Annotated in this window: 20 protein-coding genes; all 20 read left to right on the forward strand. The window is 33.3% G+C overall.

All coding sequences use genetic code 11. From position 1 onward, the window contains the following. The first annotated feature begins 102 nt into the window (after positions 1-102). Entirely contained in the window at positions 103-585 is a 483-nt protein-coding gene (locus RIN63_RS01490; protein WP_310442881.1) for a GNAT family N-acetyltransferase, read from the forward strand. Positions 586-696: 111 nt separating this feature from the next. After that, on the forward strand, positions 697-1,203 hold the full coding sequence (locus RIN63_RS01495) for an HAD-IIIA family hydrolase (protein ID WP_310442882.1): 507 nt from the start codon (positions 697-699) through the stop codon (positions 1,201-1,203). Between the two features lie 85 nt (positions 1,204-1,288). Continuing rightward, the gene (locus tag RIN63_RS01500) at positions 1,289-1,765 is read left to right on the forward strand and encodes an NUDIX domain-containing protein (RefSeq protein WP_310442883.1); all 477 of its coding nucleotides are present in this window, start codon (positions 1,289-1,291) and stop codon (positions 1,763-1,765) included. A 324-nt stretch (positions 1,766-2,089) separates the two neighbouring features. Next, positions 2,090-3,697, forward strand: coding sequence for a MutS-related protein (locus RIN63_RS01505; protein WP_310442884.1), 1,608 nt, complete (start codon positions 2,090-2,092; stop codon positions 3,695-3,697). 104 nt (positions 3,698-3,801) lie between these two features. Further along, positions 3,802-4,263 (forward strand): N-acetyltransferase, encoded by a 462-nt coding sequence (locus RIN63_RS01510; RefSeq protein WP_310442885.1) that lies wholly within the window; start codon positions 3,802-3,804, stop codon positions 4,261-4,263. Between the two features lie 96 nt (positions 4,264-4,359). After that, positions 4,360-4,686, forward strand: coding sequence for a MazG nucleotide pyrophosphohydrolase domain-containing protein (locus tag RIN63_RS01515; RefSeq protein WP_310442886.1), 327 nt, complete (start codon positions 4,360-4,362; stop codon positions 4,684-4,686). A gap of 25 nt (positions 4,687-4,711) precedes the next feature. Beyond that, the gene (locus RIN63_RS01520; protein ID WP_310442887.1) at positions 4,712-5,467 is read left to right on the forward strand and encodes a class I SAM-dependent methyltransferase; all 756 of its coding nucleotides are present in this window, start codon (positions 4,712-4,714) and stop codon (positions 5,465-5,467) included. Between the two features lie 80 nt (positions 5,468-5,547). Beyond that, entirely contained in the window at positions 5,548-6,912 is a 1,365-nt protein-coding gene (locus tag RIN63_RS01525) for an MATE family efflux transporter (protein WP_310442888.1), read from the forward strand. A 211-nt stretch (positions 6,913-7,123) separates the two neighbouring features. Then, on the forward strand, positions 7,124-8,080 hold the full coding sequence (locus tag RIN63_RS01530; RefSeq protein ID WP_310442889.1) for a DUF2877 domain-containing protein: 957 nt from the start codon (positions 7,124-7,126) through the stop codon (positions 8,078-8,080). After that, a complete protein-coding gene (gene fdrA / locus RIN63_RS01535; protein WP_310442890.1) occupies positions 8,073-9,632 on the forward strand; it encodes an acyl-CoA synthetase FdrA in 1,560 nt (519 codons plus the stop codon). The genes RIN63_RS01530 and fdrA overlap by 8 nt, the downstream gene beginning before the upstream one ends. A gap of 17 nt (positions 9,633-9,649) precedes the next feature. Continuing rightward, positions 9,650-9,817: a hypothetical protein gene (locus RIN63_RS01540; protein WP_310442891.1), complete on the forward strand. Its 168-nt coding sequence runs from the start codon at positions 9,650-9,652 to the stop codon at positions 9,815-9,817. A gap of 38 nt (positions 9,818-9,855) precedes the next feature. After that, positions 9,856-11,127, forward strand: a complete 1,272-nt coding sequence (locus RIN63_RS01545; protein WP_310442892.1) for a DUF1116 domain-containing protein — start codon at positions 9,856-9,858, stop codon at positions 11,125-11,127. Positions 11,128-11,183: 56 nt separating this feature from the next. Next, positions 11,184-11,984: a cyclase family protein gene (locus tag RIN63_RS01550; RefSeq protein WP_310442893.1), complete on the forward strand. Its 801-nt coding sequence runs from the start codon at positions 11,184-11,186 to the stop codon at positions 11,982-11,984. 57 nt (positions 11,985-12,041) lie between these two features. Further along, positions 12,042-13,229, forward strand: a complete 1,188-nt coding sequence (locus tag RIN63_RS01555) for a CoA transferase (RefSeq protein ID WP_310442894.1) — start codon at positions 12,042-12,044, stop codon at positions 13,227-13,229. A 70-nt stretch (positions 13,230-13,299) separates the two neighbouring features. Beyond that, on the forward strand, positions 13,300-14,535 hold the full coding sequence (locus tag RIN63_RS01560; protein WP_310442895.1) for a PucR family transcriptional regulator ligand-binding domain-containing protein: 1,236 nt from the start codon (positions 13,300-13,302) through the stop codon (positions 14,533-14,535). A 173-nt stretch (positions 14,536-14,708) separates the two neighbouring features. Next, positions 14,709-16,100 (forward strand): solute carrier family 23 protein, encoded by a 1,392-nt coding sequence (locus tag RIN63_RS01565; RefSeq protein WP_310442896.1) that lies wholly within the window; start codon positions 14,709-14,711, stop codon positions 16,098-16,100. Between the two features lie 116 nt (positions 16,101-16,216). Continuing rightward, entirely contained in the window at positions 16,217-17,719 is a 1,503-nt protein-coding gene (locus tag RIN63_RS01570) for an amidase family protein (RefSeq protein ID WP_310442897.1), read from the forward strand. A gap of 115 nt (positions 17,720-17,834) precedes the next feature. Continuing rightward, complete coding sequence (locus RIN63_RS01575) at positions 17,835-18,707, forward strand: xanthine dehydrogenase family protein subunit M (protein WP_310442898.1); 873 nt, start codon at positions 17,835-17,837, stop codon at positions 18,705-18,707. Further along, a complete protein-coding gene (locus RIN63_RS01580) occupies positions 18,694-19,233 on the forward strand; it encodes a 2Fe-2S iron-sulfur cluster-binding protein (protein WP_310442899.1) in 540 nt (179 codons plus the stop codon). Before RIN63_RS01575 ends, RIN63_RS01580 begins: the two co-directional genes overlap by 14 nt. Then, positions 19,233-21,599 carry a xanthine dehydrogenase family protein molybdopterin-binding subunit gene (locus RIN63_RS01585; RefSeq protein WP_310442900.1) on the forward strand — a complete coding sequence of 789 codons (2,367 nt, stop codon included), beginning with the start codon at positions 19,233-19,235 and terminating at the stop codon, positions 21,597-21,599. The genes RIN63_RS01580 and RIN63_RS01585 overlap by 1 nt, the downstream gene beginning before the upstream one ends. The last annotated feature ends 22 nt before the right edge of the window (positions 21,600-21,621 follow it).

Genomic DNA, 21,621 nt, shown 5'->3' on the forward strand with positions numbered 1-21,621 from the left:
GGTATAATTTTATTTGACTAATAATTCGCACTTTTTATAAAATACGTCACAAAGGTAAATTTATATGTAACTAACTTATATTTAGATTTGGGGATGATAGGTTTGATTGATTTTTGCAAAATGGAGGAAAAAGATATTTCATTTCTTACTGGATTGCTAAACGAAAAAGATATTATTGCTTCTTTACATAACGCTGTCAAGAATTATGAAGAATGGCTAGAAACATATAATAAGTATTGGAAGAATAATAGTGATGAAAGTCATTTTATAATTTGTTTTGATGGCATTCCAGTTGGTTGGTTAAGATTAAATGGGCTTTCAAATACTGAAACTGCATGGATTGCTATGCTTGCAGTATCACCTGAACAGCAAAATAAAGGAATAGGTCATTGTGCGGTTGCTTTTTCAGAAGAGTATGCAAAGAGTAAGGGTTTTACCAAGATTGGTATACATACAACTGATGAAAATTTTATTGCTCAAAAACTTTATCGGAAATGTGGATATTCGATTGTTGAATATGGGAAATGTACTACAGGTGATGGAGCTAATAGAATGGGTTACAGTTATATGAAAAATCTAATCTAATTATATAGCTTAATACGAAGGTTATACAGCTTCCATTCTCTTTTAAAATATGCGTTAGTAGATTATTGCGTAATAGCTGGTACAAATATTTTTCATGGGTGGGTGTTATATATGAAGGTTGCGTTTGTAGATAGAGATGGAACAATAAATAAAGATTATCAAGATGATGACTGGAGATATATTTATGAACCTGAGTTACTTGATGGTTCGTTAGAAGCATTAAAAGTTATAAGCCAAAAAGGTTATCACATCATCATTATTACAAATCAATACCTGATAAATGATGGAATCATCACATTATTACAGTACAGAAAATTTACAGAAAAGCTATTGCTGGAACTAAATAATAATGAAATAGACATATTAGATACGCTCTACTGCCCACATTCAAGAAAAGAAAATTGCAATTGCTTTAAGCCCAAAACAGGGCTTGTAGATATGGCTTTAAAAAAGTATCCGCATATAGAATTAGACAAGTCATTTACAGTTGGAGATTCTGTCTCTGATGTAGAACTTGGAAATAAGTTTGGTATTATGACATTTGGGATTAATGTAAATTCTGAGCTATTTGATTATACCCGAATAAAGTCTCTTTTAGATATTATTAAATATTTATAGAACAATTTAGCTCGATCATTTATATTTAGCATAGTAACAGTAGATAAGTGTGAAGCAGATTATTATATTAGTTGAGGTGTTGATAGTGCAAAAGGATTGGATTTTCAGTAGTGAATCATATATTTGTAGTTTCAGAACTGTTGGTGTATTGATACGAAATAGTAAAATTTTAGTTCAACGAGACGAAGAAAGTAATGAGTACGCTTTACCAGGCGGGCATGTGAAGATTGGTGAAACCTCTATAGAATCCTTAATTAGAGAGTACAAAGAAGAAACTGGAGCCGATATTAATTGCCAACGACTTATCTGGACAGAAGAGTGCTTCTGGCATTGGAATAACAAGCTGGCAAATACAATAGCATTTTACTATTTAATAAACCTATGTGATGGCTCTGATATTTCAGATAATGGGGAGTTTATTTCCCAAAAAGATAATTGCAATGTTTTTTTGGGGTGGATGCCATTAGAACAGATAAAGTCAATAACAATATACCCTTCATTTATTAAAGAAAAAATATTTAATATAAGTCAACATACTGAGCATTTTATCAGAAGATGCTAAACTAACAAAATAGGCATAATTCTTAAGTATCTATATAACACATTCTTTATTTTTAGCGTCGTAACGGTAGATAAATATGCAATAATCAACTAGATACCTGCTAAAAACCTATAATCTAAAATAGGGGGGATTACAATTAATAAGCCATTAAAAATCTATGAGAAAAGAAAAAAGGTTTATTATGATTTATTACAGAAACAAGCTAAAAGGGTTGATATGATTACCAATATCAGATTAATTATAGCTTTAACGGGGATAGCAAATATAATGTATTTATACTTTATCAAAAGATACTATTTGATTTACTATATATTTATTGTATATATGTCGATCTTTGTATTTCTAGTTATCAAGCATAATAAGTTGAAAGCCAATAATAGATATTTTCATGCATTCAATAAGATTAATGAAGATGCGTTATTACGCCTAAAAGGGGATTGGAATAATTTCGGTGACACTGGTGCAGAGTTTCGAGATGATAATCATAGCTTTTCAAATGATCTTGATATATTTGGTCAAGCATCTTTATTTCAATATATTAATACTACAACAACCTATATGGGAAGAGATATACTGAGGAAATATCTTACTCAACCCTGTAAAGATAAAGAGGTAATTAGAAACAGGCAGAAAGCTATTGATGAACTAAGTTGCAAGTTACCCTGGCGTCAAAGATTTATGGCAGAGGGTTTAATAGTAAATAATAAATCTAATGATCACGATGCTTTATACGAATTCTTTGAAACGAAAAATGAAATGTATACAAAGTATTGGTTAATAATTGGAGCTGGATTAATTCCCATGATTAGTATAGGATTTTTTTTGCTAGCCATCTTTAAAAAAATACCATTCCAAATCCCTATTCTAATGTTGGCAATACAAATAATCTTACTTATATTTAAATATGCTGAAAGATCAAAACAACTAGATTTAGTATATAGACATGTAGATAGTATAAAAGTATACAGGAAGATGATAAATTATATAGAAAAGAGGAGTTTTAAATCTGAATATCTTATAAAATTAAAAGATAAACTTGTAGATATAGATAAACTTACAGCTTGTCAACAGATAAAAGAATTAGAGAATATTGCTGATAGTATTTCTAATAGGAACAATCCATATTTTATGATAATTAATATTATAACATTATGGGATTATCAGTGCATGATTGCATTGGAACAATGGAAGAAAAAGTCGGGGCTTCTGATAAGGACTTGGTTTGAAACAGTGGGGGAATTTGAAGCTTTATCGAGCCTAGCTAATATAGGGCACGATAATCCAGATTGGACAATCCCAAAAATAATAGATAATCCATATTATATTATGGCAAAAGATATGGGGCACCCTTTACTTACTGATAAGCGCGTATGTAATGATTTCAAAATAGATGGTTCGACCAAGGTCTTGTTAATAACAGGTTCAAATATGTCTGGTAAAAGTACATATTTAAGAACCATAGGAATTAATCTGATATTAGCCTATGCAGGTGCACCAGTATGTGCTAAAGATTTTTGTTGTAGTATATTTAATATATACACATGCATGAGAGTAAGTGATAGCCTTGAACAAAATACATCCTCCTTTTATGCTGAACTTCTTAGAATTAAGAAAATCGTAGATGAATCTAAAACAAATAATGTGTTTTTCTTATTAGATGAGGTATTTAAAGGAACTAACTCTCATGATAGACATGAAGGGGCAAAGATACTTATAAATAAGTTAATAAATAATATGGCAATAGGGTTAGTATCAACCCATGATTTAGAATTGGAAGTCCTTGAAAGAGAAAGCAACGGGAAAATTAGAAACTACCATTTTAAAGAGTATTACAAGAATAATAAGATATATTTTGATTATAAAATTAATAGGGGCATCTCTACAACTAAAAATGCAATGTATCTTATTAAAATGATAGGAATTGATGATTAAGTCCTTAGGTATGGTGAGTCTAATTTACCTTAGAGTCGCAACAGTAGTATTATAAGTCTTAGTAAGAATAAATTCTTGTTAAATTTGATGGGAGGCAATAGTTAATGGATATAAATATTATCAAAGCTGAAAACAAACACTTGATTGACTGTAAAATTGCTTTACAGAAGTCTGAATTAGGAAGAGTATATTTTTCTGAAGAAGATAAAGCTATTCGAGCCTTAAATGAAGGAATTTCTAAAGGAGAAATTTTTATTGCCATAAATAAAGAATGTGAATGTTTAGGCTTTGTTTGGTTTATTCTTAATGGTTCATTTCATAGCTTTCCGTATTTACATATCATAGCTGTAAAAGAGGAGTTTCGTAATTTTGGAATAGGGAAAAAACTATTACAATACTTTGAAGAAACAACTTCTAAAAATTCTTCAAAGTTATTTCTTGTAGTTGCAGACTTTAATCCAAGAGCTAAACAATTGTATCAAAGTATTGGGTATAAGGAGGTTGGAATTATTCCAAACTTGTATAAAAGAGGAGTAACCGAGTGTTTAATGATGAAAGAAATATAATTATTATTAGATACTTGTTGCGTGTTCTTTATTTAATATGATGCAAAAAGCTGTTATTCAATACATAACAATGGTAATTAGATGGAGGAATTCGATATGGATAGTTTTGGTCTAAATGAGATGCAAAAAATGCAAAAGGAATTACAAGAAAAATATAAGGATAAATGGGGTGCATTGTCACCAGAAAAGGGTCGTAATCAATTATTATGGATGATGATTGAGGCAGGTGAAGTTGCAGACATAATCAAGAAAAAAGGTGACAATCAGATTGTGGATAATGAAGAGACAAGGAAGGATTTTGTAGAGGAGTTGTGCGATGTTCTAATGTACTTTAATGATGTAATGCTTTGTTATTCTATTTCACCTGAAGAATTAAAGAAAGTATATTTAGAAAAACATTGCAAAAATATGGGGCGATGGTAAATACCAATTCACTAAGGGGGATTATATGATAGGTTATAGTGAGCAAAATAAAAAGGCTTGGGAATATAATACATATGATTTTTGGGTAAATACTTCTGGGAAACCATCTGATAGAGCTAAGGAAAATTTAGAAAACCCAATGACGATGTTAAGAAAATATGTGCGCTATTTTGATACATATGAAGGTATTAAAATTGCTAATATTTGCGGTTCATGTGGTAAAAAAGCAATTCCATTAGCAATTTTAGGCTCGAAAGTTACAATCTTTGATATTTCAGAGGATAATAGAAAATATGCACTTGAAGTTGCAGATGAAGCTAATGTGGATATTGATTTTGTAGTTGGTGATGTATTGGAAATTGACATGAGCAAATATGAAGGATATTTTGATGTGGTTTTTATGGAAGGAGGAGTTCTACATTATTTTCATGATATTGACCAATTTATGAAAATAATGTATCAGCTTTTAAAGCCAAATGGAAGAATGATTTGCAGTGATTTTCATCCATTTCAAAAGGTATCAGATATTCTAGAATTAGAACAAGCAACAATGAGTTATTTTTCAACAGATGTACTTGAAGGTGAAATGGCTCATGCAAGATTTTTCCCTGATGAGATTCGCAGACATATGCCTTTATGTAGTTATAGGAAATACACCATTAGTGAAATCATTAATGCAGTTATTGAAAATGGATTTATCCTAAATAGATTTGATGAACATCCATCTTGGACAAATGAAAAATTACCTGGAGAGTTTACAATTATTGCAAAGAAGGATTAATAGATTGTTATGATATAATAAGAAGTAAAGATAATTAAAATAAAATTGATTTTGGCATAATATCATCTTGGAGGTACAAAATGTATAAAGGACTTAAATTAGCTTCAAAAATTGATAAGGTTTTTTTGAGAAATATGCTCAAAATAGCTTTACCTGTTATGATTCAAAATTTGATTACTTCTTCACTTAATATGGTAGATACCATCATGGTGGGAAAATTAGGAGAAGTAGAAATAGCTGCTGTTGGAATAGCCAATCAGTACTTTTTCTTTTTTACCATGATACTTATTGGCTTATGTGGAGGATGTAGCGTTTATATTTCTCAATACTGGGGAAAGAAAGACTTTACAAATATAAAAAGAGTGCTTGGTTTAGGATTAGTATCTGTTTTGCTTGTTTCTATAATTTTCATGGCTGTAGGTTTTATTAATCCTGAAAAAATCATTTCAATATTTAATAAAGATTCTACAGTTATAGATTTAGGAGGAAAATACTTATTTATAGTATTATTTAGCTATATTTTTACAGCAGTAACTTTTATCTACAGTTATTCTTTGCGTTCAATAGGAAATACTCTTGCACCTTTGATTGTTAATATAGCAGCACTTTTATGTAATGTGTTTTTTAACTATATTCTCATATTTGGAAAATTTGGTGCTCCTGCCTTAGGGGTAGAAGGAGCTGCAATTGCTACATTAATAGCCAGAGTAGTTGAAGCAATAGCACTTGTGTTTTTAGTTTATAAAGATAATGGAGTATTTGCAGCAAAATTAAGAGAATTAAAAGATTTAAACCTGGACTTTTTCAAGAAATCTTATAGGATTATTCTGCCTGTTTTATTAAATGATGTATTATGGGCTATGGCAAGCCTTATTTATTCCGTTGTTTATGGTCGTATGGGGACAGGGGCTACAGCTGCTATTCAAATATGTAATACTGTAAGTAATATGTTTATGGTAGTGACCTTTGGAATGGCAAGTGCATCTGCTATAATGATTGGTAACAGCATAGGGGAAGGAAAAGAAGAACAAACCATTGATTATGCTAAAAAATTCATGGGAATTTCTTCGTTTGTCAGTATAATTTTAGGATTAAGTTTGGCATTAACATCTCCTCTTATATTAGATTTGTTTAGTGTTTCTAGTGAAGTAAGGAGCAGTACTTTAATTATGCTCTATATAATCTCTATAATATTTATTGTTAGATTTTTAGGAATGATTATAATAGTAGGTATTTTGCGTGGGGCAGGGGATGCAAGAAGTGCCCTTATAATAGAGGGATCTACAATGTGGTTTATAGGAGTTCCTCTAACCATTATGGGAGCATTTTTGTTTAAACTTCCTGTACACTTGGTATATGCCTTGGCAATTTTGGAAGAAGTAGCAAAATTAATCTTAGGATTAATGCGATTGAAATCCCGTAAGTGGATTAATAATATAACATAAAACTTCTGCTTTTTAGCAGGAGTTTTTTTAAGTTGACACTGCATAATTATAGATTCCTTGTTTCACTTGAAATGACAACCATGGACTTTATTATTTATGAAATACTAACAAAGAGTTGTTAAAATTTTTGGAATTTTCTATAAAGTAAATGGACAATAAATGATATATTATTAGATTATAGAAACTAAATAAATATAAAGGTTTGAATCCTATGATTGCAAATAGCATATGTGTTAATCTTTATAGAAAAATGCAGTACACAAACTTCACAGGGCTAGTTCATTCAGTTTTTCATAATGCCTTCAATGTAATAACATCAGATAATGAGTTTATCACATTTCTCAATTTTAATAAGCCTATGGCTCCATATACCATTAGAGTATCAGATAATATATCCTTTCTTAATCTTGGCATTGAATCTTCCATGACAATTAATTTTTACCATAATTACATAAGACTTGAGAGACTTGGTATTGATATTTTTATTGATAAAGCTTCTAAATGGGATGGAAATCCAATTTTTGCATATCCAAGGGATGATGTAGAAAGTATTTTTGAAAAGTTAGAGTTAATGAAAGGTTTTCTGATTCACTCTGAGAAAACAGAAGGAATTTTATCATTGCTAACTACTCTTAATGACAAATATTGTGGATTTCAATTGATTCCAATAAATCAAACTTCAGATAAAGGAATTATTTTTATTAAGGAAAGATTTTCAGATTTTATTGAATCTTATATAGGAGAGTGTAAAGCTACTATTGGAGACAGAGTTAAAGATGTAGTTGGATTTGGTCCAGGGCTTACTCCATCTATGGATGATTTTATAAATGGACTTATGATTTCTAGAATATATTTATTTGACTATTTAAATAAGGACATTGTTGATTGCCTAGCATTCAATCAGCTTATGACTGAGAAAATAGACGGAAAAACTACAAGAGTTAGTGAAGAAATGCTAAAGACTTCATCTAAGGGAGAGGTAAATCAGGATATAAGAGACTTAATGCTTTCCTTACTTTCTTATACCAATATTGATGATTATAATCTCCTTTTAAAGAGAGTAGCAGATTTTGGTGAAACATCAGGAACAGATATTATCTCTGGAATTTATATTGGAACTATAATTCAATTTAATCAATTTTCTAGGAGGTTGGTAAGTTATGGCTAATGTGAAATATAATATTAAGAAGAATACCTATTATGATTCTGTTACATTAATGATACTTTCAAAAGACATAAAGAAGAAAAAAGGTGTACAAGAAGCATTAATAGGTATGGGTACTGACTTAAATAAGGAAATTGCACAGAATTTAGGATTATCAAACTCTGAAATCACTGAGATAACTCCAAATGATTTCTTTATAAGTATACTAGCAGATGATGAAGTTGAAATTGAAGATATTATGAATGATGTAGATAATCTTCTAAACCAGAAGAAGAAAGACAGAGATAATGACTACATGCCACCAACTTTGGACTCTGCTATAAAACATGAACCACAATCTAATATGGTTCTTATATCGATTCCTGGCAAATATGCAGCTGATGAAGTAAAAAAAGCCTTAAATAAGGGACTAAATGTTATGCTCTTTAGTGACAATGTAAGCATTGAAGAAGAAAAGGAGCTAAAGGATCTAGCCGTTAGCCAAGGACTTCTTATGATGGGACCTGACTGCGGTACAGCAATAATAAATAATGTGCCATTAGCTTTTGCCAATGTTGTAAAAAAAGGACATATTGGAGTAGTGGGGGCATCAGGTACAGGAACACAGGAAGTTACTGTTCTTATAGATAAGCTTGGAGAGGGAGTATCGCAGGTAATAGGAACAGGTGGAAGGGATTTAAAGAAGGAAATTGGTGGCTCTATGATGTTGCTTGGCATTGAAGCTCTTATGAATGATCCTGAAACTTCTGTAATTTTACTTGTTTCAAAACCACCAGCGGAAGAGGTTGCAGAAAAAATACTTAAGGCAGTAAAAGATTCTCCAAAACCAGTGGTTGTTCATTTCATTGGTGGTGACAGAAGTATTATTGAAAAATATGGTGCATATCCGTCTTGCTCTTTAGAAGATGCTGCAAGAAAAGCAGTAGCATTATTGAGAAATGAAGAAGTTGAAGATTTTGATAGATTTGACCTGTCAGATGAGAAAATTAATAGGATTGTTGATGAAGAAGTAAGTAAATTTGCTCAAGAGCAAAAATACTTCAGAGGCTTTTATACTGGTGGAACATTAGCAGATGAAGCTATGAAATTACTAAGTAAGGATATTAAAGATATATATTCAAATATACCACTTTTACCTGAATATAGAATGAAGGACATAAGGATAAGCACTGGAAATACTTGTATTGATTTTGGAGATGATGAATTTACAGTAGGAAAACCACACCCAATGATAGATCCCCTAAGCAGGATTGAAAGACTTTACCAAGAATCAAATGATGATGAAATGGCTGTATTACTGATGGACTTTGTACTTGGTTATGGTGCTCATAAGGATCCAGTCGGAGAAATGATACCTTCAATTATTGAAGCAAAGGAAAAAATGTCAAGTAGGGGCAAGTACCTATCAGTCATAGGATATGTATGTGGAACTAACAGTGACCCTCAAAGTCTAGAAGAATCTAAGAAGAGACTTGAGGAAATAGGAGTTATAGTAATGCCATCAAATGCTCAGGCAGTAAGACTTACTGGCTTAATTCTAGACAAGATTAAATAGGATTGGAGGTTTTTCATATGAAAGTGAATGAACTTTTTAACAAAGAACTTAAAGTAATAAATGTAGGCTTGGAATCATTTTACAAGGATTTAAAGGAACAAAAGATAAAAGTTATACATGTTGATTGGAGACCCTCAGCTGGTGGTAATAAAAAACTCTCCTCTTTATTATCAAGACTTAAATAATAGGGTTTGTTTCTAATATTTCAAAAGGAGTGGTAAAAATGATAGCAGAAAAAATTGCTAAGGCTAATCAAGAGGTCCTTGAGAGAATATTAAGTGCTCAACCTACGCTTGTTAGGGTAGGGAAGGCGAGCGATGATGTCCCAGGAATGACTAAAAAGACCATACTTCACGCAGGACCACCAGTTACTTGGGATAAAATGAGTGGACCACTTCAGGGGGCTGTTATCGGTGGTTTAATCTATGAAAGACTGGCATCAAACGAGGAAGAAGCAAGAGCACTTGCTGCATCAGGGGAAATAACATTTGATTCCTGTCATCATCACAATGCAGTAGGGCCAATGGCAGGCGTGGTTACCTACTCAATGCCTGTTTGGGTAATGGAGAATAAGACTTATGGAAATTTTGCATATTGTACTATGAATGAAGGATTGGGAAAGGTATTAAGATTTGGAGCTTTTGGAGAAGAGGTCATAACTAGACTAGATTGGATGGAAAAAACCTTAGCACCAGTTTTAAAAGAGGCATTAGAGATTACTGGTGAAATAGACTTTAAATCCTTGATAGCACAAATTTTACAAATGGGTGATGAAGGTCATAACAGAAACAAAGCTGGCACTTCATTAGTGATTAGACAACTTGCTCCAGCTATAGTAATGACTAAATTCTCAGAAAAAGATAAGGTAGATGTACTTAAATTCCTAAATAGTAATGACCATTTCTTCCTAAATTTATCAATGCCAGCATGTAAATGTACTATGGATGCTGCTGCGGGTATTAAATACAGCACAATAGTAAGTACAATGGCTAGAAATGGGACAGAATTTGGAGTTAGAGTCTCAGGTCTTGGTGACAGATGGTTTGCAGCACCAGCTGAATTAATTGATGGACTTTATTTCCCGGGATATACAATGGCAGATGCTAACCCAGATTTAGGGGATAGCTGTATAACTGAAACAGCAGGAATCGGCGGATTTGCCATGGCCACTGCTATTCCAATAGTTCAATTTGTAGGAGGAAATCCACAGGACGCTATAAATTACTCAAAATCCATGTACGAAATAACAGAAGCTGAAAATAATATATATAAAATACCAGTTCTTGATTTTAGAGGAACAGCAACAGGCATTGATATCCAAAAAGTTGTAGAAACAGGAATTCTTCCAGTAATCAACACGGGTATTGCCCATAAGGATCCTGGTGTTGGGCAGGTGGGAGCAGGGATCGTACATCCACCTATGAAATGTTTTGAAGATGCTTTAGAAGCATTTGTAGAAATACTAGAAGCAGATGGAGAATTATCCCAAGCATAGATTATTGTATATTGTCATTAATTAAAAAATCAAACTAAATAAAGGGAGGAAATAAAATGAATTTATTAGAAAACTGGGGAAATGTAAAGATTTATGATTTAACACAAAATCTTAGCCATTTAACACCACCTTGGCCTACTTATGAACCTCTTCAAATCAAGTTTTTTAAGAGATTAGCACCTAATGGAGCTAACGGACAATTAATCACTACTTCAAATCATGTAGGAACTCACTTAGATGGACCAATGCACTTTGATACGGCAGGAAGAGATATTGCATCATTAGAAATGGAAAAACTAGTTGGACCAGCAGCAGTAGTTGATTTATCTGATATATCAGAAGACTTTGGTATATATACTCCTCAAGATATTATGGATAGAGTAGAAGTAAGAAAGGGAGATATTCTTATTATAAATACTGGATATCATAGATATGGATGGGACCAACCACAAGCAGATGAAAGAAGATATATGTTAAGACATCCAGGACCTTCAATGGATTTTGTTCAATGGGCAATAGATATGGAACTTAAGTGGATCGGAGTTGACTGCGGTTCAGCAGATCATCCTATGAACACTAAAATCCGTGATTGGGAACCAAGAGAAGCAGAAGCATGTGATAAATATATGAAAGAAAAATTTGGTAAGGGATTAGATGAAATATACCCATGGCCACAAGTATATCAAGCAATGCACACTAAACTATTCATTAAACCATATGAATTAATTCATGCTGAAAATGTTGGTGGAGATATTGACCAATTATCAAATAAACGAGTAGTTGTTGGATGTTTCCCTTGGAAGTTCCAAGGTGGAGAATCTTCAATTTGTCGTATAGTAGCATTTGAATCAGTATAAGATGAATAGCATGGACTACCCGTCTTTCAGACGGGTAGTTACAATAGGAGGATTGCTATGAAACAAGCATTGGAAAATATTAGAATCCTTGACCTTACAAGAGTATTGGCTGGTCCATATGCTACTATGATATTGGCAGATATGGGTGCAGATGTTATAAAAATTGAAGTGCCTAAAACTGGAGATGATTCAAGAGGATATGGACCTTACTTAAATGAGGAAAGCGCCTATTTTATGAGCATCAATAGAAATAAAAGAAGCATGACACTAAATCTAAAGACTGAAAAGGGTAAAGAAATATTTCTTGAAATTATAAAGGATATGGATGTACTGGTGGAGAATTACAGGCCTGGTACTATGGAAAAGTTAGGTCTTGGTTATGATTATCTTTCAACAATTAATCCAAAACTTATATATGCAGCAGCATCAGGTTATGGTCATACAGGACCCTATAGCAAAAGAGCTGCATACGATGCTGTTGTTCAGGCTATGGGGGGAATCATGAGTATAACAGGAGAGAAGGATGGAAAAGCAACCAGAGTAGGCTCATCAATAGGGGATATATCTGCAGGTATGTTTACTGCTATTGGGATTTTAGCTGCATTGGAAAGCAGACATACTACAGGAAAGGGGCAAAAAGTTGATGTGGCAATGCTTGATTGTCAAGTAGCAATGCTTGAAAACGCCATTGCGCGATATTATGTAACTGGAGATGTACCAAGACCATATGGAAACAGACATACATCAATAGTGCCTTTTGAGACCTTCGAAACATCTGACGGGGAAATAATGGTAGCTGCAGGGAACAATAATCTTTGGGCAAAGCTTTGTGAATGTCTTGAAACAAGAGAACTTATTCATGATGAAAGGTTTAAAGATAATCCACTTAGAAATGAAAACTATGATGAATTAAGGCCTTTGCTCTCTCCAGCTTTTAAGGTAAAAACTACAAAGGAGTGGCAGCTTTGCTTGGATATGGAAGGGATACCTAATGGACCTATTAACTCTATAGATATGGTGGTAAATGATCCACAGGTTTTAGCAAGAGAAATGATAGTTGAGATTGAACACCCAATTGCCGGGAACTTCAAAATGCCAGGCATACCAATAAAGCTTAGCAATACACCGGGAAGTATCAGAACTCCTGCTCCAGTTCTTGGACAGCATACTGAAGAGATACTAAAAGAATATTTAAAGTATGATGATGAAACAGTTGAAGAACTATTTAGTGATGGAGTGCTTTAACGATGTAAAGAGATAATTTATAATAGGCATATTTAATATCTTATGCTAAGATAAATTATGGGGTGATGGTATGTATAATATATCTGGGATTACAGTAGAAGAATTATTAGATTTAGATATTATGAATGAAGGAAAGATATTAGCAGGAAAAAAGGGATTAACAAATGTAATTACTAAAGTTAATGTCATGGAAGTGCCTGATATTATTAATTGGGTAGAAGAAGGGGAATTTTTACTTACAACAGCATTTTCCATGAAGGATGATTTAGAAGGTTTTAGAGATTTGATTATTCATCTAAAGGAAAAGGGATTAGCTGGACTTGGAATAAAAACTAAGAGATATATTAAAGAAGTACCAATGGATGTTTTAAAAATTGCCGATGATTTAGGATTTCCTTTAATAGAAATTTCTTATGATTTATCCTATTCAACTATAATTACTGGCGTGCTGACAGAGATTGTGAATAATCAGACTAACAAGCTTTATAGGATTGAGTTCCTCGATGATCTTCTATCTAAGGAAGAAGCTAGGCATAAAAAGGCAATAGAAATAGCGGATTATTTTGATTTCGATACTTCACTAAGTTATTCTGTAATCGTAATATCAAATAATACTACTAGTAAATCTAGTAAATTTAATCCTAGGTTAACTGACTATCTTTATCAGATAAACAGAAGATTATTTAGCATTATAAACCGAATTATAAAAAATAGCTATCCAAAGCTAATGCTTGGAAACAAAAGTAATAAAATTATAATTCTTTATGGAAATGAACAGAATGATTCTATCAAAAAGGTAAAAGAAGATATTAGTGCTTTTTGCAATGAAATAATTAAATATGCTAAGTTTGAATCTATTATTGACAATATTGTGATTGGTATTGGGGGTAACTATAGTGACTCTATGGAACTATGGAGGAGTTATAATGAAGCAAATAGAGCAATAGAATATCTCCATAGAGTAGAGAATAAAAGACTTGCTTACTTTGATGAATTAGGTATTTATAGGATTTTGTCCTATGAAGAAATTAGACCAGATCTTATACAGATTTATAATGAATTATTAGGTAGCTTAATTAAGTATGATAAGGAAAAAGGAACGGAATTTATTGATACCTTAAAAAATTACTTTAAATATGCAGGTAATCTAAAGAAAATCTCCGGGGAAATGTTTACTCATTACAATACAATTGTATATAGGATTCAACGAGTAAAAGAGATTACTGGAATAGATTTTGATGATTACGATGATAGGCTAAATCTTCAAATAGCTCTTAAAATTCACGATATGATAAAAGCAGATTAATAATATTTTTACATCAAATTATCGCAATATTCACTAAATGAACATTACCAAGCTGCATCTCTAGCTACAGCCTGGAAACCATATAGTTAGAAGTAATCAGTGATAAAATTTACTAAAGGAGGGTAGATTAGATATTTTGCTTTTATGATTAATAAATTTAAGGGGGTAAAATCATGTCAAAGCAAGAAGCAAAACTAGCGGTAAGCCCAGAAGTAACCGGTTATTTGCCAGATGAAAAACCACAATTTATTAAGCTTATTTTATTCGCACTTCAACAGATTGTAGTTATGTTTCCAGCCACAGTTTTAGTAGCACTTATAACAGGATTCCATGTTTCAACGACTATTTTTGCTAGTGGATTAGCAACTCTAGGATTCATACTTATTACTAAAAGAGAAATTCCTTTGTATTATGGCTCAAGCTTCTCGTATATAACAGCTATTGCTTCAATTATGGCAGCTGAGCAATTTGCAGGTCTTGGACTTAATGATAAGATTTCTATAGCACAATTTGGTATTGTTATGTCAGGTTTTGTTTCAATAGCTGCTGGATTTGTAATTAAAAAAGCTGGGCAAGGTAAGATTGATAAGGTTCTTCCAGCTACAGTTACAGGAGCTATTTCCATGATAATAGGATTATCATTGGCTGCAAATGCACTTAGTAATGCTGCATCAATTCCAGCAGGAGTTGCAGCAGCAAGCGTAGCTTCAGCTACAAATTCAGCTTGGATAATTGCATTAACTACATTAATCTCAACTATTTTATATTCAGTTTATCTTAAAAAAGGTACTTTTAGTCAACTACCTATTTTATTCGGTCTTATTACAGGGTATATAGTTGCACTTATTATAGGGGGAGCAACTGGAGTATCATTTGTAAATTTCGATACTATAGAGTCAGTATCTGTATTTAATCTTCCTATATTTACTTTGCCTAAACCATCACTTGCGGCAATGTTTGCCATAATGCCTATAGCTATAGCTACTGTTCCAGAATCAACTGCTCATATTTATCAACTTGATATTTATGTAAATGACTTAGCTAAAAAGAAAAATTCCAAAAAGAAATATGATCTGTCAAGTAAATTATGGTTAAATCTAATTGGTGATGGATGTGGAGATATTATATCTGGATTTATTGGTGGGCCAGCTGGAACTAACTATGGTGAAAACATTAGTGCCATGGCAATATCAAAGAACTTCTCCGTTCCTGTTTTAGCTGCAGCAGCTATAATAACTATGATTATTTCATGCTTTACACCACTTATTAATGTTGTATATTCCATTCCTAATGCAGTAATTGGCGGACTTTCCATATATCTATTTGGTGTTATAGCGGCACAAGGTATAGCTATAATAATTGAAAAGAGAGTAGATATGTTTAGTTCTAAAAACCTTGCTGTTATAGCAGTAATATTCATTATTGGTCTAGGTGGTACTTATGGATTCCCAAGTGGAATGATACCTATCTTTGGAGCTGAGTTTCCAGCTATTGCAACAGCAGCTGTTTTCGGTATTGTTTTAAATCTACTTCTTTCAATTGGGGAAAAACCATCAGAAACTTAAAATACCATTAAGTAGATTAACATTGTTTTATTAATAAATATGAATAGACTGTTCAATAGGGGACAGTCTATTCATTTAAAGGTTGAGATAAATATTATGTTGGGAAGGTGTAGGATATGGATGGGTCTAAAATGGTTTTTAATATAGAAGAAGCGACTATTGAATCAGTCCATTCTGCAATTGAAAAAGGTGAATTAACCTGCCGTAAACTAGTAGAGATGTACTTAGAAAGAATAGAGAAATTTGATAAAAAAGCACCTAATCTTAATTCTGTTATCATGATAAATCCAAATGTATTGGATATTGCTGATGATTTGGATAGAAGGTTTAAGGAAGAAGGTTTTACAGGGCCACTTCATGGAATTCCAGTACTATTAAAGGACAATGTAGACACTGGGGATATGCCTACCACAGCTGGTTCCCTTAGCTTAGAAGGGGTAATACCTGAGGATGATGCTTTCATAACAAAAAAACTAAAGGATGCAGGGGCTATTATATTAGCGAAAACTAATCTTCACGAATTTGCAATTTGGGGAGAAACTGTTAGCTCCATTTTAGGGCATACATTAAATCCTTATGATTTATCCAGAACACCAGGAGGTTCAAGTGGTGGAACGGGTGCTGGTATAGCTGCTAACTTTGGCATTATAGGTATAGGTACTGACACTGTAAACTCAATACGGTCTCCTGCATCAGCTTGCAGCTTGGTAGGGTTCAGACCAACTATTGGGTTAGTAAGCAGAGATGGCATTGTTCCATATTCATTAACTCAAGATACTGCTGGACCTATTACACGAACAGTTGAAGATGCTGCGAAAATATTGGATGTAATAGCAGGATATGATATTAATGACTCTTCAACAGCATGGTCTAAGGGAAAAATACCTAAGTCTTATACTAAGTATTTAAATAAGGATGGTCTAAAGAGAAAGAGAATTGGAATACTGAAAAGTTTCTTTGGAAATAAGGAGATTCATCAAGAAGTTAATAAAATAATATATGAATCCATAGAAGAAATGAGAAAGAAGGGAGCAATTATTGTCCCTATAGAAGAAAACATAGACGCTGATAGGTTGGTAAAGGAGATTAGCATTCATCTATATGATTTGAAAGCTCATTTAAATATTTATCTTAATAATTTGGGTCATCGAACAAATATGCACTCTTTAGCAGATATAATTGCTTCAGAGAAGTATCATCAAGGAATAGAAGAAAACATCAAGACTGCACAGACTTTAGATATAGAAATGCCAGAGTATAATAAGCGTTTGATAAAAAGAATGGAACTTAGAAATTTTCTTATGAATATAATAGCAGAATATGAACTAGATGCAATCGTGTATCCACATCAAAAAATACCTGTTGTAAAGATTGGAGATGTACAGGTTGAAAGAAATGGAGTCATTGGATCTGTAACAGGTTTCCCTTCCTGTGTATTACCTGCTGGATTCACAAGCCCTACATATTCAGCTCCAATTGGAATACCAGTAGGAATTGAAATATTAGCTAAGGAGTGGGATGAAGCTACTTTGATTGAAATAGCCTATTCATTTGAACAAGCAACACAATATAGAAGACTTCCTCTTAGTGTAGATAGCATGAATAGGACTTCACAATAAATATTACTTTTTAAACAGTATGTATATTAAAAATCTTTAATCTAAGATAAGGAGGTATATGCTTTAATAGGATTGAGTTTCTATTAAGAAATATTATTTTAAGGGGGTAGGATATATGTTAAGCAAGTTTGATTATTATAGACCAGACAGTTTAGAAAAAGGGCTAACATATTTGCAAAATCACTCTGATACGAAGATATTGGCAGGTGGTACTGATCTAATGCTTTTACTTCGTAATAATGCAGTTATATGTGAGCATATTTTAGACATAAAAGATATCCCAGAAACAAAGATTTTAGAATATACTCCTGGTAAAGGTTTATTTATTGGTGCATCAATTCCAGTAAATAGAATAGCTGAAGAGGATGTTATTCGTGAAAAGTATCCTGCATTATGCCATGCAGCAGATTCATTAGGTTCTTATTTAGTTAGGAATCGGGCTACTCTAGTTGGCAACATATGCCACGCATCTCCTGGTGCAGATACATCTGCTCCATTACTTGTATACGATGCAAAAGTTCATATCGCTTCTAGTGAAGGTATTCGTATATTAAATCTTCCTGATTTTTTTACAGGAGTAAAGAAAACTGCAGTTAAAGAGAATGAAATAGTTCTTGGTGTGTCTCTTCCGGATGTAGAATTTGGAGACACTAGCATTTATTTAAGAAAAGCCCGTATTAAAGGTCATGATCTATGTAATGTAGGTTTAGCTATGCGTTTGACTGCAAGTAAAGAAGTATATGTAGCCTTAGCAGCTGTAGAACCAATACCTTTACGACTTACTGAATTGGAGAAATCCCTCGCAACTAAAGAACTAAATCCTGAATTAGGACCATGGATACAAGAAGAAATAAAGAAATATATGAATCCTAGACGAGGTAGCTTGCGTTCTTCTAGAGAGTTTCGTTTGCATATAGGGGGAGTATTGGCAAAGAGAGGACTATTGGAGCTTATAGAAAAGGGGGCAACAGAATATGTGCAATCATAATCATGATGAAAAAAATAATTGTTTTGAATATGTTGAATCACACATGCCTCCTATGCCTCTAAGTCTAGTGGTAAATGGAGAGATGGTTCACGAATTAGCAGATCCAACTATGACATTATTAAATTTTTTGCGCACTAGATTAAAGCTTTTTGGAGCTAAAGAAGGATGCGGAGAAGGAGAATGTGGTGCTTGTACAATTATAATGGATGGTAGAACGGTAACTTCCTGCTTGATATTAGCTTTAGAAGCTCAAGGTTCAAATATAACTACAGTTGAAGGTTTGTCTAAAGACGGGGAACTTTCTATTTTACAACAAGAATTTATAAGAGATGATGGTTTGCAATGTGGATTTTGTACACCAGGTATGTTAATGTCTGCAAGAAACTTATTAGATAGAAATCCAAATCCAACTGTTGAAGAGGTAAAGGAAGGATTGGCTGGTAATTTCTGTCGTTGCACTGGTTATCAACCTATTATAGATGCTGTTTTATCAGCAGCTAAAAGGGAAAGAGAGGAGTTGAAATAATGGAGAAGAAACAATTTAGACATATTGGTAAGTCTCCAGATAGAGCAGAAGCGCTTGAAAAGGTAACAGGTAGAGCAATTTATGTCCATGATATGGAATTGCCAGGTATGCTTCATGCAAGAGTATTGCTTTCACCACATGCTCGTGCAAAGATTATATCTATTGATATTTCAGCTGCAAAGGCACTTCCTGGGGTTAAGGCAGTTTTAACCGGAGAAGATGCACCTTATTTAGTAGGATTATATATGGTTGATAAATGTATTATTGCAAGAGATATAGTAAGATATCAAGGTGAGGTAGTTGCAGCTGTTGCAGCAGTTGATGAAGCCACAGCACAGCGCGCTATTTCTTTAATTAAAGTTGAATATGAAGTCTTGCCTGCAGTCCTTACTATAGATGAAGCTTTAGAAGCAAAAATATTAGTTCATGAAGATATTAATGAATTAGAATATTTAAAGGGAGTTTTCTACCCACAACCAGACTCTAATATTGCAAGCTGGAATAAAAACATACACGGTGATGTTAAAAAGGCATTTGCTGAATCTGATTTTATAATTGAAAACGAAATGTTTTTACCAGCAGCAGCCCATACTCCTATAGAGACCCATGTTGCAATTGCAGCAGCCGATCCCTATTCGGATAAGATTAAGATTTGGTCATCAGCTCAATCACCATTTGCCATTAGGCAATTATTAGCTAAGTCTTTAGGAATATCCGAATCTAACATTCAAGTCATTATACCATATATAGGTGGAGCATTTGGTGGTAAAGCTGGTATTCATTTAGAGCCTCTGGTTACCTTGCTTTCAAAAGCTGCTAAAGGAAGACCTGTAAAATTGCAAGCCACTCGTGAAGAAGAATTTAACCAATTACCACTTAGGGCAGCTATGAGGGGTAGAATTAAAACTGGTGTAATGAAAGATGGTAAGATTACTGCTATAGAAGCCCATTACGATTGGGACAGTGGTGCCTATGCAGACTATGGTGTAAATGTTGGTAAAACGGCTACCTATGCTGGTGCAGGAGCATATGAAATCCCTAATGTAGAGATACACTCTCGTACTGTATATACAAATAAAACATTTAGTACTGCTTATAGAGGATTTGGACATTTAGAGTTCCATTGGGTTATAGAAAGACAAATGGATATAATAGCTCAAAAACTAGGAATGGATCCTTATGAGTTTCGTATGATAAATATATTAAGACCAGGAAAACATACAATAAGTGGAGAAATAATTTCAAAATCAACAGGAAGCCCTTCAGATTGTTTAGAAGCAGTTGCTAAAGAAATTGCTTGGACTGGGTATCAAACTGAAGAAGAACGCGAAGCCCAAAGAAAGACTGGAAAGATTCGTGGTAAAGGGATTGCTGTTTTACAAAAAGCTCCAGCTATGCCTACTAGTACAGCTACAGCGGCTATTGTGCAAATGGATGGAGATGGAAATGCTAAGGTATTAATAGGTGCAATAGATATGGGGCAAGGCTCAAATACTGCTATGCAGCAAATTGCAGCAGAAACATTAGATTTGCCAATGGAAAAGGTAGAAGTAGTATGGGAAAGTGATACTCATAAAAACCCATATGATTGGCAAACTGTTGCTTCAAAGTTCACCTTTATGGGCGGAAATGCAATAATAAGAGCTGCTGAAGACGCAATTAGACAGATGAAAGAAACAGCTGCCCAAGTATTTAGATGTAATGTTGATAAGTTAGCCCACAAAGATGGCTACATTTATCATGTTCATCAAAAAGAACTACGCTTGTCATATGGCCAATTAGCTAGGGGTTATGCTTATGCAAATGGAAACGCTATTGGCGGAATAGTAATTGGTAAAGGAACTTATATTGCTGATGGGCTTACAAATCTTGATTCAGAAACTGGGCAAGGTCGTCCAGCTTTAGTATGGACCTACGGAGCCCATGGAGTTGATTTAGAAGTTGATATAGAAACTGGAGATATTCATATATTTAAAATAGCATCTGCATTCGATGTTGGGCAAGTTATCAATAAAAAGATAATTGATGGTCAAGTAATAGGAGGGGTATTACAAGGTATAGGTTCAGCTATATTTGAAGGCCTTAAGTTTGGTCCAGATGGACGATTACTCAATCCATCATTTACAGACTACAAGATACCTACGGCTAAGGATATACCAGATGAAATGGTACCAATATTTATAGAGAATCCTCAATTGGACGGACCTTTTGGTGCTCGTGGTGTTGCAGAACATCCTATGATTTCAGTACCATCCGTTATAGGTAATGCTCTTTATGATGCCTTAGGAATTAACTTTTACCATTTGCCTCTGTCTCCAGAGCGTGTAGCATTGGCTATTGCAAACAACAAGGAAGTAGATATATAAGCAATAAAATAGAGCCACCCTA

The sequence above is a fragment of the Tissierella sp. genome, assembly GCF_031460495.1.
Lineage (GTDB): Bacteria > Bacillota > Clostridia > Tissierellales > Tissierellaceae > JAVKTS01.

Bases quoted from the DNA above. Each gene is read 5' to 3' on its own strand.
- RIN63_RS01495 (WP_310442882.1), top strand. From the start codon at position 697: ATGAAGGTTGCGTTTGTAGATAGAGATGGAACAATAAATAAAGATTAT.
- RIN63_RS01505 (WP_310442884.1), top strand. From the start codon at position 2,090: ATGTCGATCTTTGTATTTCTAGTTATCAAGCATAATAAGTTGAAAGCC.
- RIN63_RS01510 (WP_310442885.1), top strand. From the start codon at position 3,802: ATGGATATAAATATTATCAAAGCTGAAAACAAACACTTGATTGACTGT.
- RIN63_RS01515 (WP_310442886.1), top strand. From the start codon at position 4,360: ATGGATAGTTTTGGTCTAAATGAGATGCAAAAAATGCAAAAGGAATTA.
- RIN63_RS01520 (WP_310442887.1), top strand. From the start codon at position 4,712: ATGATAGGTTATAGTGAGCAAAATAAAAAGGCTTGGGAATATAATACA.
- RIN63_RS01525 (WP_310442888.1), top strand. From the start codon at position 5,548: ATGTATAAAGGACTTAAATTAGCTTCAAAAATTGATAAGGTTTTTTTG.
- RIN63_RS01530 (WP_310442889.1), top strand. From the start codon at position 7,124: ATGATTGCAAATAGCATATGTGTTAATCTTTATAGAAAAATGCAGTAC.
- fdrA (WP_310442890.1), top strand. From the start codon at position 8,073: ATGGCTAATGTGAAATATAATATTAAGAAGAATACCTATTATGATTCT.
- RIN63_RS01540 (WP_310442891.1), top strand. From the start codon at position 9,650: ATGAAAGTGAATGAACTTTTTAACAAAGAACTTAAAGTAATAAATGTA.
- RIN63_RS01545 (WP_310442892.1), top strand. From the start codon at position 9,856: ATGATAGCAGAAAAAATTGCTAAGGCTAATCAAGAGGTCCTTGAGAGA.
- RIN63_RS01550 (WP_310442893.1), top strand. From the start codon at position 11,184: ATGAATTTATTAGAAAACTGGGGAAATGTAAAGATTTATGATTTAACA.
- RIN63_RS01555 (WP_310442894.1), top strand. From the start codon at position 12,042: ATGAAACAAGCATTGGAAAATATTAGAATCCTTGACCTTACAAGAGTA.
- RIN63_RS01560 (WP_310442895.1), top strand. From the start codon at position 13,300: ATGTATAATATATCTGGGATTACAGTAGAAGAATTATTAGATTTAGAT.
- RIN63_RS01565 (WP_310442896.1), top strand. From the start codon at position 14,709: ATGTCAAAGCAAGAAGCAAAACTAGCGGTAAGCCCAGAAGTAACCGGT.
- RIN63_RS01570 (WP_310442897.1), top strand. From the start codon at position 16,217: ATGGATGGGTCTAAAATGGTTTTTAATATAGAAGAAGCGACTATTGAA.
- RIN63_RS01575 (WP_310442898.1), top strand. From the start codon at position 17,835: ATGTTAAGCAAGTTTGATTATTATAGACCAGACAGTTTAGAAAAAGGG.
- RIN63_RS01580 (WP_310442899.1), top strand. From the start codon at position 18,694: ATGTGCAATCATAATCATGATGAAAAAAATAATTGTTTTGAATATGTT.
- RIN63_RS01585 (WP_310442900.1), top strand. From the start codon at position 19,233: ATGGAGAAGAAACAATTTAGACATATTGGTAAGTCTCCAGATAGAGCA.